The 15,395-nt window shown below is 75.6% G+C and carries 11 protein-coding genes; 6 read left to right on the forward strand and 5 right to left on the reverse strand.

Annotated elements, in window-relative coordinates; all coding sequences use genetic code 11:
- Window positions 1-13 precede the first annotated feature (13 nt).
- The gene (locus EV188_RS10130) at window positions 14-628 is read left to right on the forward strand and encodes a class F sortase (RefSeq protein WP_133826079.1); all 615 of its coding nucleotides are present in this window, start codon (window positions 14-16) and stop codon (window positions 626-628) included.
- A gap of 86 nt (window positions 629-714) precedes the next feature.
- Here EV188_RS10130 and EV188_RS10135 read toward each other — a convergent pair whose 3' ends face one another.
- The 3 genes from EV188_RS10135 to EV188_RS10145 form a co-directional block, all read right to left on the reverse strand.
- The gene (locus tag EV188_RS10135; RefSeq protein ID WP_133826080.1) at window positions 715-2,739 is read right to left on the reverse strand and encodes an ArnT family glycosyltransferase; all 2,025 of its coding nucleotides are present in this window, start codon (window positions 2,737-2,739) and stop codon (window positions 715-717) included.
- A gap of 118 nt (window positions 2,740-2,857) precedes the next feature.
- The gene (locus EV188_RS10140; RefSeq protein ID WP_133826081.1) at window positions 2,858-4,114 is read right to left on the reverse strand and encodes a bifunctional glycosyltransferase family 2/GtrA family protein; all 1,257 of its coding nucleotides are present in this window, start codon (window positions 4,112-4,114) and stop codon (window positions 2,858-2,860) included.
- A gap of 70 nt (window positions 4,115-4,184) precedes the next feature.
- Window positions 4,185-6,203, reverse strand: a complete 2,019-nt coding sequence (locus tag EV188_RS10145; RefSeq protein WP_133826082.1) for an ArnT family glycosyltransferase — start codon at window positions 6,201-6,203, stop codon at window positions 4,185-4,187.
- A 144-nt stretch (window positions 6,204-6,347) separates the two neighbouring features.
- On the opposite strand from EV188_RS10145, the gene EV188_RS10150 reads away from it, so the two are divergent.
- Both EV188_RS10150 and EV188_RS10155 read left to right on the forward strand, forming a co-directional pair.
- Window positions 6,348-7,196, forward strand: a complete 849-nt coding sequence (locus EV188_RS10150; protein ID WP_243741586.1) for an alpha/beta fold hydrolase — start codon at window positions 6,348-6,350, stop codon at window positions 7,194-7,196.
- Between the two features lie 69 nt (window positions 7,197-7,265).
- Window positions 7,266-8,684: a S1C family serine protease gene (locus EV188_RS10155; RefSeq protein ID WP_243741587.1), complete on the forward strand. Its 1,419-nt coding sequence runs from the start codon at window positions 7,266-7,268 to the stop codon at window positions 8,682-8,684.
- A 202-nt stretch (window positions 8,685-8,886) separates the two neighbouring features.
- Here EV188_RS10155 and EV188_RS10160 read toward each other — a convergent pair whose 3' ends face one another.
- Window positions 8,887-10,293, reverse strand: a complete 1,407-nt coding sequence (locus EV188_RS10160; RefSeq protein ID WP_243741588.1) for an LCP family protein — start codon at window positions 10,291-10,293, stop codon at window positions 8,887-8,889.
- Between the two features lie 196 nt (window positions 10,294-10,489).
- Between EV188_RS10160 and EV188_RS10165 the strand changes: the two genes are divergently transcribed.
- Entirely contained in the window at window positions 10,490-12,538 is a 2,049-nt protein-coding gene (locus EV188_RS10165) for an ArnT family glycosyltransferase (protein ID WP_133826084.1), read from the forward strand.
- Window positions 12,539-12,639: 101 nt separating this feature from the next.
- On the opposite strand, the gene EV188_RS10170 is transcribed toward EV188_RS10165, so the two are convergent.
- The gene (locus EV188_RS10170) at window positions 12,640-13,929 is read right to left on the reverse strand and encodes an MFS transporter (RefSeq protein ID WP_133826085.1); all 1,290 of its coding nucleotides are present in this window, start codon (window positions 13,927-13,929) and stop codon (window positions 12,640-12,642) included.
- Window positions 13,930-14,038: 109 nt separating this feature from the next.
- Between EV188_RS10170 and EV188_RS10175 the strand changes: the two genes are divergently transcribed.
- Both EV188_RS10175 and EV188_RS10180 read left to right on the forward strand, forming a co-directional pair.
- The gene (locus EV188_RS10175; RefSeq protein WP_133826086.1) at window positions 14,039-14,293 is read left to right on the forward strand and encodes a hypothetical protein; all 255 of its coding nucleotides are present in this window, start codon (window positions 14,039-14,041) and stop codon (window positions 14,291-14,293) included.
- Window positions 14,294-14,370: 77 nt separating this feature from the next.
- Window positions 14,371-15,375 carry a DUF418 domain-containing protein gene (locus tag EV188_RS10180; RefSeq protein WP_133826087.1) on the forward strand — a complete coding sequence of 335 codons (1,005 nt, stop codon included), beginning with the start codon at window positions 14,371-14,373 and terminating at the stop codon, window positions 15,373-15,375.
- The last annotated feature ends 20 nt before the right edge of the window (window positions 15,376-15,395 follow it).

The following is a 15,395-nucleotide window of genomic DNA, read 5'->3' on the forward strand; positions in this document are numbered from 1 at the left end:
CATCCTCGATCGGGTGACCGGACGTCTCACCGCCTTCGTCCTCGCCCTGCTGGCGATCGGTGTGCTCGTCGCGGTGTTCAGCGGCAGCGGTGACCAGACCCCGCCGCCCCCGACCCTGGCGCCCGGCCAGCGGGAGTCGGTGCCGATGCCGATGGCGCCGGCCGACATCGCCGCCATCGACATCCCCGCGATCGGGCTGTCGACCGACGACACGACCGACCTCGGCCTGCGTGCCGACAACTCCCTCGACGTCCCGCGCCGCGCGTCCACGGTCGGCTGGTACGAGGAGAGCGCCAGCCCCGGCGCGGTCGGCCCCGCGGTCCTCGCGGCGCACGTCAACCTCCGCGGCGACCACGGAGCGTTCGCCCGTATCGGGCTGATGGCGCCCGGTCAGACCGTCGAGGTGCACCGCGACGACGACACCACCGCGGTGTTCACCGTCGATCGCGTCGACCAGGTCGCGAAGGACGCCTTCCCCACGCAGGCCGTCTACGCGCCCACCCCGGACAGCCAGATCCGGCTGATCACCTGCGGCGGCGCGTTCGACCACCGCGCGATCAGCTACGAGGACAACATCGTCGTCTACGGCCACCTGACCAGCGCCTACCGCGAGGGGAAGGCCGACTAGGCGACGTAGGCGAAGGCCGCGCGAACCCGGGGGGAGGGTCCGCGCGGCCCTCGCGCGCACCGGCGGAGCCGGTCGTGCAGCAGCGCTCAGGGACGAGAGGCGCTCAGGTCGTACACGGTGCGCCCTCCGACGTCGATCGGCGTGAAGTTCCCCTCGATCCAGGTACGGATCTCACCGCTCGTCCCCCGTGCGCCGGGACCGCCGTTCCGGGGGAGATCGTCACGGGTCGTCCCCCCGCCGGGGCCACCGCCCTCGACGTAGTAGCGCACCTGGCCCGACGCGATCGCGGCCTGGAACTCGGCGAGGGTCGGCGCCGGATCGCTGCCCATGAAGCCGCCCATCGCCATCACCGGCACGCCGCTCGCGAGCTGGAGCGACGCGGCGCTCTGCGCGCCCGTCGTGGCCGCCGCCCATCGCGTCCCGGCGCTCTGGAGCAGGGCCACGACCTGCGGCGACGGGGTCTCTCCTTCCGGACCACCCATCCCGCCGGCCCGTGCCCGGTCGCCGCCGTCGCGTCGGTCGCCGGGCATCCCCCCGGGGCCGCCCATGCCTCCGCCGGGGCCGGCGCCGACGATCGAGCCCTGGTGCGGGGTCGCCGCGGTCTGAGCGGCGAACGCTGTCGAGCCGCCGAGCACCGCGACCAGCGCGGCGACGACGCCGGCCACCGTCGCGGCCCGGCCCCACCGGACCGCCGGGGCGAGCACCGCGACCGTCCCGACGATCCCGGCGACCAGCAGCACCCAGCGCGCCCAGGGCAGCCAGTCGTGCTGCGTGAGGATCACCGCGCTCCAGGCGGCCGTGCCCGCGACGACCACGGCGAGCACGATCCGCGCGCCGAGCGCGTCGCGGCGCCGCCACAGGACCGAGGCGCCGACCGCCGTGGTCAGCGCGATCCCCGGCGCCAGCGCGACGGCGTAGTAGGGGTGGATGATCCCGCTCATCGCGCTGAAGACCACCGCGTGCACGAGCGTCCAGGTGCCGCCGAGGATCAGCAGCGCGCGGGTGCGGTCGGTGCGCGGAGCGCGGCGCAGGAGCCAGAGCGCGGCCACGAGCAGGACCAGCGCGGCCGGGAGCAGCCACGACGCCTGGCCCGAGAACTCGGACGTGAACAGGCGCTGCACGCCCGGCGAGCCGCCGAAGCCACCGCCGCCGGGGCCGCCGCCCATACCGCCCGGGCCGGCCATGCCGCCGGGAGGGCCGCCGGCGGGCATTCCCCCGGGCGTGCCACCGCCGCCGGGTCCGCCGCGGCCGCCGCCCTCGTCGCCCAGGATGCGGCCCAGCCCGTTGTAGCCGAGCGCGAGCTCGAGCAGCGAGTTGGTCGTGGACCCGCCGATGTAGGGCCGCGACGAGGCCGGCCAGAGCTCGACGAGCGCGACGTACCAGCCCGCCGAGACGATCATCGCGGCGCCGCCGGCGAGGAGGTCGCCGATCCGGCGGCGCAGCCGCGACGGCGCGCCGACGAGCACGGCGAGCGCCAGCGCCGGCACGACGAGCAGCACCTGCAGCTGCTTGGTGAGGAAGCCCAGGCCGACGAGCGCGCCGGTCGCGACCAGCCACCACGTGCCGGCGCGCCGGCCGGCGGCGTCGATCGCGCGGGTCGTCGTGTACGTCGCGGCGACCATCGTCAGCACGAGCATCGCGTCCGGGTTGTTGAACCGGAACATCAGCACGGCGACGGGCGTCGCCGCGAGCAGCGCGCCGGCCGCGAGGGCCGTGCGCGGGCCCGACCAGCGCCGCACCACGAGGTAGAGCAGGCCGACCGACGCGACGCCCATGAGCGCCTGCGGGACGAGCATCGACCAGCTCGAGAACCCGAAGATCCGCCCGGACAGCGCCATGACCCACAGCGAGGCCGGCGGCTTGTCGACGGTGATCAGGCCCGGCGCGTCGAGCGCGCCGAACAACCACGCCTTCGGCGACTGCGTCCCGGCCTGCACGGCGGCCGCGTAGAAGGAGTTCGCCCAGCCCGAGGCGCCGAGGTTCCACAGGTACGTGACGGCGGTGGCGCCGAGCAGGGCGAGCAGCGCCGGGCGCACCCAGCGCGGGTCCCCGGTCGCGGCGGGCGGCGGGGCCGGGGACGCGGCGACGTCGGGGGCGGTCGCGGTGCTCATCGGATCTCCGGGTTCATGATCGTGGGGGAAATCCTGACGTTGGACGTGAGCGTGGCCACGGTGCTGGCGCCTCCGGCGCGGCAGCTCCGCTTCGCTGCGTGCCGCCTGCTGGCCCCGGTCACGCGCGCTGGCGGCGCGGGTGGAAGACCCAGGCGCGGTAGGCGACGAAGCGCAGGAGGGTCGCGACGAGGTTGGCGACGATCAGCACGGCGAGCTCGACGGCGTGCGAGGCCGCCGGGGCGAGGACGCCGAGCAGGGCCAGCGAGCCGGACGTCAGCACCAGTCCGAGACCGAACACCACGAGGCCCTCGACCTGGCTGCGGCCGGCGTGGCGGCGCCCGCGGATGCCGAAGGTCAGGCGGCGGTTGGCCGCGGTGTTCGCGACGGCCGTGATCACGAGCGCCAGCAGGTTCGACGGCTGCGGCCCGAGCACGCCCCGGAAGAGCGTGTAGAGCAGCAGGAACGCGAGCGTCGAGATCACGCCGATCGCGGCGAAGCGCACCATCTGGCCGGTCAGGCCCGGGGTCACGCCGGCCATCTCGTCCGGCGACGGCTCCGCGGCCAGGGGCTCGCGGCCGAACTCCTCGCGCAGCCGGGCCACCGGCAGCGCGCCGGTCGCGAGCGCGTGCCCGACGCGGGCGACGCCCTTGAGGTCGGCGATCGCGGTGGAGACGACGTCGACGCGCGAGTCCGGGTCGTCGACCCAGTCGACGGGGACCTCGTGGATCCGCAGGCCCGAGCGCTCGGCGAGCACCAGGAGCTCGGTGTCGAAGAACCACCCGGTGTCCTCGACCAGCGGCAGCAGCCGGCGGGCGACGTCGGCGCGGATCGCCTTGAACCCGCACTGCGCGTCGGAGAACCGCGCCCGCAGCGTCCCGCGCAGCAGCACGTTGTAGCAGCGCGAGATCACCTCCCGCTTCACGCCGCGCACCACCCGCGAGGTCGGCGCGAGCCGGGAGCCGATCGCGAGGTCGGAGTGCCCGGAGATCAGCGGGGCGACCAGCGGGAACAGGGCGTTGAGGTCGGTCGAGAGGTCGACGTCCATGTAGGCGAGCACCGGCGCGTCCGACGCCGACCACACCGTGCGCAGGGCGCGCCCGCGGCCCTTCTCGTCGAGGTGCACGACGGCGACCTCGGCGAACTCGTCGGCCAGCGCGTCGGCGACGGCCAGCGTGGTGTCGGTGCTGGCGTTGTCCGCGACCGTGATCCGGAAGGCGTAGGGGAAGTTCTCGGTGAGGTGGCGGTGCAGCCGCCGGACGCACGGGCCGAGGTCGCGCTCCTCGTTGTGGACGGGGACGACGACGTCGAGCACGGCGCCTCCGGTCGCCTCGACGGGAGCGGCGAAGGGGGCGCGGAGCGGGGTCGCTGCGGTCATGATCGCAGCGTCGGAGCCGTCCGTGGACGGGTCGTGTGCCGAACCTGTGGCTGCGCTGTGGGCCTCCACGTCACACCGCCGCCGGCGTCGTGAGGTCGTAGACGGTCGTGCCCCCGACGGTCGTGGGCGTGTAGGTCGCCGCCACCCAGGCGGCGATCCGCGCGGCGTCGTCGCTGCCGCCGCTCTCGGTCGTCGAGATCGACGCCGAGCTCTGGTCGCCGACGAAGAAGTGCACGGCGCCGGCGGCGACGTAGGCCTGGAACTGCGCGAGCGTCGGCGACGGGTCGGTGCCGTTGAACCCGCCGAGCGCCATCACCGGCGCACCCGACGCGAGCTGGTAGCCCGCGGCCGCGTTCGACCCGACCGCCGCCGCCGTCCACGTGTGTCCTGCCGCGCCGTCGCGCAGCAGGGCCGCGAGCTCGGCCGACGGGCGGCTGGCCTGCAGCAACGTCATCATCCCGCCACCGCGACCACCCCCGTCCCGTACACCGCCGGGCGGGCGCGCGCCGCCGTCCGGGGAGCCCGGGCCGCCCGCGCCGCGACCCGGACCACCCCCCGGACCGCCTCCCGGCCCGCGCCCGCTCTCCGGGCCGGCCGTCGGCAGCGCGCCCTCGTGGGCCGTGGCCGCCGTGACCACCGACGACGCGGCCGGCCCGGCGACACCCACCAGCACCGCGCCGGCGAGCAGCACCCCGACGAGGAGCCGTCGCGACGGACGCACGAGCAGCCCGGCCGCGACGACCACGCCGCCGACGAGCACGACGGCCCGCAGCCACGGCACGAACGTCGGCGTCTCCCGCAGCAGCACCCACGACCACGCGGCCGTGACGGCGACGGTCACCGCCAAGAGCACGGGGGCGCGGCGGCGGGCCAGGACGACCGCGCCGATGCCGACGAGCGCGGCGATCGGCGGGGCGAGCGCGACGGCGTAGTAGCTGTGGATGATCCCGCGCGAGAGCGTGAACACCGCGGCCGTGACGAGCAGCGTGCCGCCCCAGAGGATCGCGGCGGCGCGGGTGCGGTCGGTGCGCGGCGCCCGCGCGGTGAGCACGAGCAGCACGACGAGCAGCAGCAGGGCGGCCGGGAGCAGCCAGCTGACCTGGGTCGCCATCTCGCCGGTCACCAGCTGCAGCACCGAGCCGCTCGACCGTCCCCCGCCGCCTCCTCCCCCGCCGCCTCCGCCGCCGACACTGCCGACCTCGGTGCCCGTGAGGCGACCGAGGCCGTTGTAGCCGAGGACCAGCTCGAGCGCGGAGTTCGTCTGCGAGCCGCCGACGAAGGGCCGTGACGACGCGGGCCACAGCTCGACGACCGCCACCCACCACCCGGACGCGAGCGCGAGCACCGCCGCCGTCGGCAGCAGCGCCAGCAGCCGCCCGCGCGCCCGTCCCGGGCCGGCGAGCAGCCAGACCGCGGTGAACGCCGGCAGTACCAGGAAGGCCTGCAGCGACTTGGTCAGGAAACCGGTCCCGACGAGCGCCGCGGTGAGCGCGAGCCACCGCCACGCCCCGCGCGGGGTCGCGGCGTCGACGGCCCGGGCGAGCGCCCAGGCCGCCGCGACCAGCAGCAGCACGAGCAGCGCGTCCGGGTTGTTGAACCGGAACATCAGCGTCGCCACCGGCGTCAGCGCCAGCACGAGACCGGCCAGCAGCCCGGCCGCGGGTCCGGCCCACCGCCGCACGGTCGCGTGGAGCAGGCCGACCGACGCGACGCCCATGAGCGCCTGCGGGACGAGGATCGCCCACGCGTTCACGCCGAACAGCCGCGCCGAGAGGCCCATGACCCATACCGAGACCGGCGGCTTGTCGATCATGATCAGGCCCGGGGCGTCCGACGCCCCGAAGAACCACGCCCGCCAGCTCGTCGCCCCCGCCTGGGCGGCCGCCGAGTAGTACGCGTTGGCCCAGCCCGACGCCCCGAGACCCCAGAGGTAGAGCACCGCGGTCCCGGCGAGCAGCGCGAGCAGGCCCCAGCGCGCCCACCCCGGGTCGTGGTCGGCGCGGGCCCGCGCGCGGGCGGTCGTGACCGGGGCGGCGGGGGCGGACGGGCGCAGCGGGGAGCGGAGCGCGGCGAGGAGCGGGGACGCCATGATCGAGCACGCTCGTCCGCCGGGCTGTCCCGGGGCTGGAGAGAACCTGTGCGCGGGCCGTGCGGGGCGACCGGTTGCACTTGACAACCACCTGATTCGTCCGGTTCCCTACCGATAGCGAAACGCAACCAGAAGGGGGTCGCCGTGCTGATCGACGTGGACGATGACGTACAGCTCTGCGTGGAGGCGCTCGGCGACCCCGATGACCCGGCGCTGCTGCTGATCGCCGGCGGCGGGTGGTCGATGGACTGGTGGGACGACGACCTGTGCGCGCGCCTCGTCGACCGTGGGCTGCGGGTGATCCGGTACGACCAGCGCGACACCGGCGCCTCGACGACGTGGCCCGCGGGCTCGCCGGGCTACACGGGCCAGGACCTCGTCACCGACGCGGTCGCCGTGCTCGACCACCTCGGCGTCGAGCGCGCCCACGTCGCCGGGCTCTCGATGGGCGGCGGCGTCGCGCAGCGGCTGGCGCTCGGGCACCGCGACCGGGTCGCCGCCCTCACCCTCCTCGCGACCAGCCCGCTCGCCCCCGGCGACGACCTGCCGGGCCCGACCCCGGCGATGGAGGCGCTGTTCGCCGGCGAGGGCCCGCCCGCACCGGTCGACCCCGTCGAGGCGCTCGTCGAGGGCGAGCGACCCTTCGCCGGGCCGGACGCGTTCGACGAGGCGCGCGTGCGCACGATCGCCACGCGGGTGGTCGAGCGCAGCCGGGAGGTCGCGGCCGCCGGCAACCACTTCGTCATGGACTCCGGGCCGGTGGGACCGACCGACCTCGGCGCCCTGGCCGGCCTACCGGCGCTCGTCGTCCACGGCGGCGCCGACCCGCTCTTCCCGCCCGCGCACGGGCGCGCGCTCGCCGCCGCGATCCCGGGTGCCCGACTGCTCGAGCTCCCCGCGATGGGCCACCAGCTGCCGCCGCGCGACACGTGGGACGAGCTCGTCGACGCGATGCTCACTCTGACGCGTTTGCCCGTTTCCGGGCAGAGTTGAGGGTCGACTCTCAGCAACCGCGCAGAATCACACCAGCCTCGGCACAGGGGGCAGGCCGACCCTGAATCCGTGACCGACAACAGCCCCACCTCCCCCTCCCACGCCGCGGACCCGACGGCGCGCTCCGCGGGTGGCACCGGCACGCTGCCCGGTGCCACCGGGGAGCGTCCCGGCGGCTACCCCACCGCGCCGTACGGCTCGGGTCTCCCGGCCGGCGGCTACTCCGGCGGTTACCCCGGCGGCTCCAACGACCCCTGGGCCCACCACGACGGTCCGGGCGCGCCGCCCGGTCCCCCGCCCACGGGACTCGGGCACGACGCCCCGCCGCCCGGCCCGCCGCGCCGGCGACGTCCGGTCGCCCTGGTCGCCGGGGCGCTCGCCGCGGTGCTCGTCGCCGGCGGTGTCGGCGGCGCGGTCGGCTACGAGGCCGCCTCGTCGGGCGGCGGCGGCACCTCGGTGCTCTCGTCGGCGCCGAGCGGCTCGGGCGGCGCACCCGCCGCGGCCGCGCCGGCCGGGTCGGTCGAGCAGGTCGCCAACACGGTGCTCCCGAGCGTCGTCCAGCTCGAGGGCCAGTCCGGCGAGGGCTCCGGCGTGGTCATCTCCGCCGACGGCCTCATCCTCACCAACGCCCACGTGCTCGAGGCCGGCCAGGCCCCGCAGCAGCAGTCGCCGCTCGGCGGGCTCGAGCAGTCGCCCGAGGGCGGCGCGCCGGCACAGGCCCAGGGGCTGACCGCCGTCTTCCAGAACGGCAACCGCGCGCCCGTCCAGGTCGTCGGCACCGACCCGAGCGCCGACCTCGCCGTCGTCCGCGCCCAGGGCGTCTCCGGGCTCCAGCCGGCGACGCTCGGCGACTCGTCGCAGCTGCAGGTCGGCCAGGACGTCGTCGCCGTCGGGTCGCCGCTCGGCCTCTCCGGCACGGTGACCACCGGCATCGTCAGCGCCCTCCAGCGCCCCGTCGCGAGCGGCGGCGCCCAGAGCGGCCAGGCGACGGTCCTCGACGCCATCCAGACCGACGCCGCGATCAACCCCGGCAACTCCGGCGGCGCGCTCGTCGACATGCAGGGCCGCGTCGTCGGCATCACCTCGGCGATCGCGTCCCTCGGCGGCCAGTCCCAGGGCGGCCAGCAGTCCCAGTCCGGCTCGATCGGCCTGGGCTTCGCGATCCCGATCGACCAGGCCGCCCGCATCGGCAACGAGCTGGTCACCCAGGGCTACGCCACCCGCGCCGTGCTCGGCGTCGGCGTCTCCGAGGGCCCCGACGGCGCGGTGCTCGGCCAGATCACGCCCGGCGGGCCCGCCGCGGCCGCCGGCCTGGTCCAGGGCGACGTCGTCACCCGCGTCAACGACCGCGTCATCCCCGACGCCGACAGCCTCGTCGCCGCGATCCGCTCGCAGCAGCCCGGCGCGCAGGTGACCCTGACCGTCACCTCCAACGGCGGCCAGCCCCGCCCGGTCCCGGTGACCCTGGGGTCGGAGCGCTCGAGCTGACCCCGCTCGGGGGTACGCGCTCGGCCGGGTGCGCCCTGCGGGAACGAACGAACGGCGCTTTCGCTGCTACCGAGGCAGCGAAAGCGCCGTTCGTTCGTTCGGGGCGATGGCGTCCGGGCCACTGCGGTACGACGGTCGGCGGGTCGGCGGGTCGGCCGGGATCGGCGGGGTCGCCGGGGTCGGCGCGTCGCCGGGGTCGGCGTCAGTTGACGCAGCCGGGCGCCGCGGCCGTGATCGGCGGGTTCGGCGACACCGGCGGTGCGGCCGGCGCGCCCGTCCGTTCGTCGTCACGGGACGAGGACGCGTTGCGCGTCGAGCCGTCCCGCGAGGAGCGGTCGCCACGCTCCGAGTAGCCGTCCTCGCCGTAGCCGTCCTCGTCGTCCGAGGAGCTCGCGTCGTCCTCGTCGGTCGAGAGGCGGTCGAGGCCCGCGCTCACCGAGGCGTCGGTGGCCCCGACGGGCGGCGCGGGGGCCAGCGCGGCCTGGGCGGCGGGGTTGCCGGCGTCGGCCGCGATGGCCGTGGCGACGAAGGAGCGCACGTCGTCGGGCTCGACCTCGACGGCCGTCCCGTCGTACGGGGTGCTGAGCTCGGTGGAGCCGGTGGGGATCGTGCGGAAGGTGACCGCGCCGGCCGAGAGGCCCTGCATCTGGCGCGCGAAGCCGAGGACGTCCCAGCCGGCGTCGAGCGTCACCGACCGCGACACGGCCTGGGTGATGCGGCCGACCGCGAACGGGTCGGTGAGCGTGTTCGCCGAGAGCAGCGTCTCGGTCGCGCCGGCGAGGAACACCTGCTGGCGCGCGATCCGGTCGAGGTCGCCGTTGGGCAGGCCGTGGCGCTGTCGCACGAAGGCGAGCGCCTGGGCGCCGCTGACCTGCTGCGGGCCCGCGGGGAGCGCGAGGCCGGAGTACGAGTCCTGCACCGGCCCGCGCAGGCACACCGGCACCCCGCCGATCGCGGTGCTCAGGTCGGCGAAGCCGGCGAGGTTGACCGCGGCGAAGTGCGAGATCGGCAGCCCGGTGAGCTGCTGGACCGCGCCGATCGTGGCCCGGGCCCCCGCGGCGCCGGCGGCGCGCACGACGGCGGGATCGTTCGGCGACGGCGCGCCGGGCGACTCGGCGGCGAAGAGGCTCGTGGTGCCCGTGGGCCCGGAACCGGTCATGGCGTCGGTGGCCTGGGCCGCCGCCCGCGACCACGCCGAATTGATCTTGTGACGGCCCAGGCCCTGCCCCAGGTCGACGTAGGAGTCGCGCGGCACCGAGATCGCGGTCGCGCGGCCGCCGCCGGCGGGGACGTGCACGACGGTCAGCGAGTCGGCCGTTCCGCCGCCGGACTCGCCGTCGCCGGCGTTGAGCGCGGCGAGGACGTTCTCGGGCAGCGGGTTGCCCTGCGCGTCGGTGCGGTTGTCGAGCCCGACCAGCAGGATGTTCTGCTCACCGGTCGGGGCGGGCTCCGGGCTGTCGATGACGGCCGCCGCGGGCGTGGATCGATCCAGTGCGCGCAGCTGGGTCCAGCCCACCGCGGAGAGCGCCAGGATCCCCACCGACACCACGCTCACGGCGAGGCGCGCCACGAAGCGCAGACGCCGCGAGCGCAGCACGGGACCGATCACCCTCACAGCGTTCCCGGTTCTCCGGCCCGCGTCACCTCCACGTGCAGGGCATCTCAGTGATCGTTACCCGTCCGGGGCTTTCCGTGCCGTCTCCGCAGTCGGCCGTGCGGCGTGCGTGAGATCTCGGGAGCCGTTCACAGCGGACGCACAACACCGCCCCACCGTCCGGACACGAACCGCCCGCACCCTCGCTTCCATGACGGTCCACGACGGTCTGACGACCGAGCTGCGGGTGCCCCGGCGCGCCCCCGCCCCTCCTGCTCACCGCGCCCCGGCGCGCCGGTCCCCGGCCCTGCTGGTCGGACGGCCGGACGACCCCCGCTGGGTGCGCCCGTCGCTGATCGTCCTGCTGGTCGGCACCGCGGTGCTCTACCTGGAAAACCTCGGCGCCTCGGGCTTCGCGAACACGTACTACGCGGCGGCGGTGCAGGCCGGCACGCAGTCGTGGAAGGCGTGGCTCTTCGGGTCGATGGACTCGTCGAACTTCATCACCGTCGACAAGCCGCCGGCCTCGCTCTGGGTGATGGGGCTCTCCGGGCGACTCTTCGGGTTCTCGAGCTGGTCGATGCTCGCGCCGCAGGCACTGATGGGCGTCGCGGCGGTCGGGCTGCTCTACCTCGCCGTGCGGCGGTGGTCGGGGCCCGGCGCGGGGCTGCTCGCCGGGGCGGCGCTCGCGCTGACGCCGGTGGCGGTGCTGATGTTCCGGTTCAACAACCCCGACGCGCTGCTCGTGCTGTGCCTGGTGGCCGCCGCGTACGAGGTCGTGCGGGCGGTGGACGCCGCCGCGACCCGGGCCGGCACGTGGTGGACGGTCGCGGCGGGCGCGCTGATCGGGTTCGGCTTCCTCACCAAGATGATGCAGGCGTTCCTGGTGCTGCCCGCGTTCGCCGCGGTGCTCCTGCTCGCCTCGGCGGCGCCGCTGCGTCGGCGGCTGGTCCAGCTCGGGGCGGGCGCGCTGGCGCTCGTCGTGTCGGTGGGCTGGTACGTGCTGCTCGTCGACCTGTGGCCCACGGACGCGCGCCCCTACATCGGCGGCTCGACCGACAACACGCTGCTCGACCTCGTGCTCGGCTACAACGGCCTCGGCCGCCTCCTCGGCGGCGAGGGCAACGGGGGCGCCGGCGGAGGTGGCGGCGGTGGCACCGGGTTCGGCGGGTCCACCGGCATCACGCGGATGTTCAACGAGGCCTTCGGTGGCCAGATCAGCTGGCTGCTCCCGGCCGCGCTCGTCGCGCTCGTCGCCGGGCTCTGGCTGACCCGCCGGGCTCCGCGCACCGACCGCACCCGCGCCGCGCTCGTGCTCTGGGGCGGCTGGCTGCTGGTCACCGGCCTGGTGTTCAGCTTCATGAGCGGCACCATCCACGCCTACTACGCCGTCGCGCTGGCGCCCGGTCTCGTCGGCACGCTGGTGGTCGGCGGCCGCGAGGTGTGGCGACGACGCGGGCACCTCGCCGCCGACCTGACGCTCGGCCTCACGGTCACGCTGACCGCCGGCTGGAGCGTCGTGCTCCTGCGCCGCACGCCGGAGTTCCTGCCCTGGCTGCGCTGGGTCGTCGCGATCGCCGGGATCGTGGCCGCGGTCGGTCTCGTGGTGCCGCGGTCGGCATGGCGACGCCTCGGGGGCCGGGTCCTCCCGGTCGTGCTGCTCGGGGCGCTGCTCGCCGGTGCCGGTGGCGCAACGGCCTACGCGGTGCAGACCGCCGCCACCGCGCACCAGGGCTCGATCGTCAGCGCCGGCCCGTCGACCGGGTCCGAGATGGGCGGCGGTCCCGGTGGTGGACAGGGCGGGGGTCAGGGCGGTCCTCCCGGCGGCGGTCAGAGGCCGGCGGGGCAGGCGCCGCCGGACGGGGGTCAGCGTGGTGGCGGTGGTGGCCAGAGTGGCGGCCCCGGTGAGGCGAGCACCTCGGCCGAGCTCACCGCGCTGCTCACGTCGGCCGGGACGCGCTGGTCGGCGGCCACCGTGTCCGCGCAGGGCGCCTCGGGCCTCGAGCTCTCCAGCGGCACCGCGGTGATGGCCATCGGCGGGTTCACCGGCTCCGACGCCGCCCCGAGCCTCGCCCAGTTCCAGGCCTACGTCGCCGCCGGCGACATCGGTTGGTTCGTGGCGTCGGGCGGCCAGGGCGATGGCCCGGGCGGCGGCGAGGACAGCGTCGGCACGCAGATCAGCAACTGGGTCGCGGCGCACTACACGGCGACGACGGTCGGCGGCACCACGGTCTACGACCTCACCCAGCCCGCGAGCTAGGCACCGTCACGACGGTTACTGGCTGGTATGTCTCGCTCAGCGAGACATACCAGCCAGTAGGCGCCCTCAGAGGCCGGGCGACGTGCACCACGCGCTCCCGATCACGCCGCGCGCGGCTCCCCGCTCGTGGTGTCGTCGTCCGGTACGGCGACGTCGAGGGGGTGGGCGATCTCGTCGGGACCCAGGCGCCCCAGCACCAGCGCCAGCACTCCGAACACGAGCGGCGCGAGGCCTGCGGCGAGGAACACCGGCGTCAGCCCGACGACCTCGCTGACCGGCCCCGCGAGCGTCATCGACACGGGCATGAAGGCGAGCGAGACGAAGAAGTCGAGGCTCGTCACGCGCCCGAGCAGGGCCGGCGGGACGCGGCGCTGCAGCAGCGTCCCCCAGATGACCTGCGGGGCGCTGAACAGACCGCCGACGACGAACCCGGCGACGATCATCGGCCAGAGCGTGTCGACGAGGCCGAACACGACCATCGGGACGCAGCCCGCCGTCCACATGGCGATCATGACCGTGAGGTACCGCCGCGGGAGGCGCAGCGAGGCGACGAGGATCGACGCGATCGCCCCGCCGGCCCCGTGCGCGAGGAGCACGAGGGAGTGCCCGCCCGGCCCGCCGCCCGCGTTCTCGATGATCGCGAACGGCACGAGCACCTCGAGCGGCCCGAGCACCAGCAGCACCATCGCCGACGCGAACACCAGCGTCACGAGCAGCCAGCGCGTCGCGACCATGTAGCGGAAGCCCTCGACCAGGTCGCGCACGACGGCGCCCACGCCGCTGCTCCCCTCGTCGAGGTCGCGGCGCAGCGCCCGCCGGGGCAGCGCCAGCGCCGCGACGAGCCCCGCCACGCACGCGACGGCCGTGGCCGCGAGCGCCGCCGCCGGCGAGTACGCCGCGACCAGCGCGCCGGCGAGCGCCGGGCCCGCGCCCTGCAGGAGCACCGGGCGCACCACGCCCTCGAGGCCGTTGACGGCGAGCAGCTCGTCGTCGTCGACCATCGCCGGCACGAGCGCCGAGTACGCGGGGAAGAACAGACCCATCGACAGGCCGATCGCCGCGGCGACGACCACGAGCAGCGGGATCGACAGCGCGCCGGTGGCCGAGAGCGCGGCGACGAGGCCGATCGACACCGCGAGCACCGACATGACGCCGACGAGGATCCGCTTCTGCGGGATCCGGTCGGCGAGCACGCCGCCGAGCAGCGCCGTGACGATCACGCCCAGCGCGAGCGCGCCCGAGACCAGCGAGAGCGCGCCCGGCCCGCCGCCGAGCTCGATCACCTGCCAGACGACCGACAGCGTCCAGAGCCCCTCGGCGAGCACCGACAGCGCGAGCGCCGCGGCCAGACGCCGGTAGGCGGACCGGCGCAGCGGGCGCAGGGCGCGCATGGGACTCGACCTCCTCGTCGGCGACGAGCGCGACGGTAGGTGCTCGACCGGGGTGGAGGTCCACCGGTTTCCGTTGCTCCGACGAGCCGACCCGGGTAGGCACTCACGGGTGCGCAGGCAACAGTGGGTCGCGGAGGTCGGACCGGAGAACGCAGCGTTCCTCGCGACGCGCAGTCGCACCGCGGTGCTCGCCTCCGAGTACCGGCCGCGCGACCTCGGCGACGGCCGCGTCGGCTACGACGAGCGCTCCCTCGGCGCCGCGCGCGAGCTCTCCGAAGAGGAGGAGGGCGCGATCACCGACGACGGCGACGGCCTGCGCGTGTGGGTCGGCGACGACGCGTTCGAGCTCGAGGAAGAGGGCTAGGCACACGACTTTCGTCGGTCCGCCCGCCGACGTCCGGCGCTGACGACGGGGCCGCCCTGATCATTAGCGTCCGGGGCATGAACGCGCCGAGCACGGTCGACGCCGCCGACGTCTCCACCCCGGGCCGGCGGATCGCCGAGCTCGACGTCCTCCGCGGCTTCGCGCTGTGCGGGATCCTGGTCGTGAACATCCTGCAGCAGCTCGTCGGGCGCCCGTTCCCGCCGGCGATCGACCTGCTCTTCGTCGAGCGCTTCCTGTCGCTGTTCGCGCTGCTCTTCGGCGTCGGGTTCGGGCTCTTCCTCGACCGCGCCGCGACGCGGACCGCCCGCCCGCGGGTCGTGCTGGCCCGCCGGCTCGGCGTGCTGCTGCTGATCGGGATCGCGCACCAGTTCCTGCAGCCGGGCGAGGCGCTGGTCCCGTACGCGCTGGTCGGGCTGGTGCTCCTCCTGCCGATGAGCATCCTGGCGCCCCGGGCGTGCCTGGTCGTCGCGCTCGTCCTGCTCCTCGTCGCCCCGCAGGTCCAGCAGAGCTACGGGCTCACGGTGGCTCTGCTCGCGCTCGGCTTCGCGCTGGCGCGCCTCGGTCTGCCCTCCGCGCTCGGCCGCCACCCCGGGCGCACCGCCGTGGTGCTCGCCGTCGCCGGCACGCTCGACCTCGCGTGGGCGCTCGCGGTCACCGCGGGCTGGACGCCGCCGCAGGTCAACGTCCTCGGCGGCGGGCTCGGCGGAGCGCAGAGCCTCCTGCCGCCGCTGGCCGCGCTGACGACGGCCGTCGCGTACGCCGCCGCGCTGCTGCTGCTCCTGCGCACCCCGGTCGGGGCGGTGATCGGGCGCGTGATCGCCCCGATGGGCCGGATGGCGCTCACCAACTACCTCACCGCGACCGTCCTGTTCGTGACCCTCGGCCCGGCGCTCGGCATCGACTCCCTCGACGACGGCGCGGCGATCGCCGGGCTGACCGTCGGCATCCTGGTGGTCCAGGCTGTGTGGAGCAGCTGGTGGCTCCGACGGTTCCGCTACGGGCCCGTCGAGTGGCTCTGGCGCTGCCTGACGTGGTGGCAGCGCGCGCCGATCATGAAGTGATCACGGCTACGGTGCCGGTC

It is taken from the genome of Actinomycetospora succinea, assembly GCF_004363095.1.
Classification (GTDB): domain Bacteria; phylum Actinomycetota; class Actinomycetes; order Mycobacteriales; family Pseudonocardiaceae; genus Actinomycetospora; species Actinomycetospora succinea.

Coding starts and splice junctions, on each gene's coding strand:
- EV188_RS10140 (WP_133826081.1), bottom strand. CDS start 4,114: ATGACCGCAGCGACCCCGCTCCGCGCCCCCTTCGCCGCTCCCGTCGAG.
- EV188_RS10135 (WP_133826080.1), bottom strand. CDS start 2,739: ATGAGCACCGCGACCGCCCCCGACGTCGCCGCGTCCCCGGCCCCGCCG.
- EV188_RS10180 (WP_133826087.1), top strand. CDS start 14,371: ATGAACGCGCCGAGCACGGTCGACGCCGCCGACGTCTCCACCCCGGGC.
- EV188_RS10145 (WP_133826082.1), bottom strand. CDS start 6,203: ATGGCGTCCCCGCTCCTCGCCGCGCTCCGCTCCCCGCTGCGCCCGTCC.
- EV188_RS10170 (WP_133826085.1), bottom strand. CDS start 13,929: ATGCGCGCCCTGCGCCCGCTGCGCCGGTCCGCCTACCGGCGTCTGGCC.
- EV188_RS10165 (WP_133826084.1), top strand. CDS start 10,490: ATGACGGTCCACGACGGTCTGACGACCGAGCTGCGGGTGCCCCGGCGC.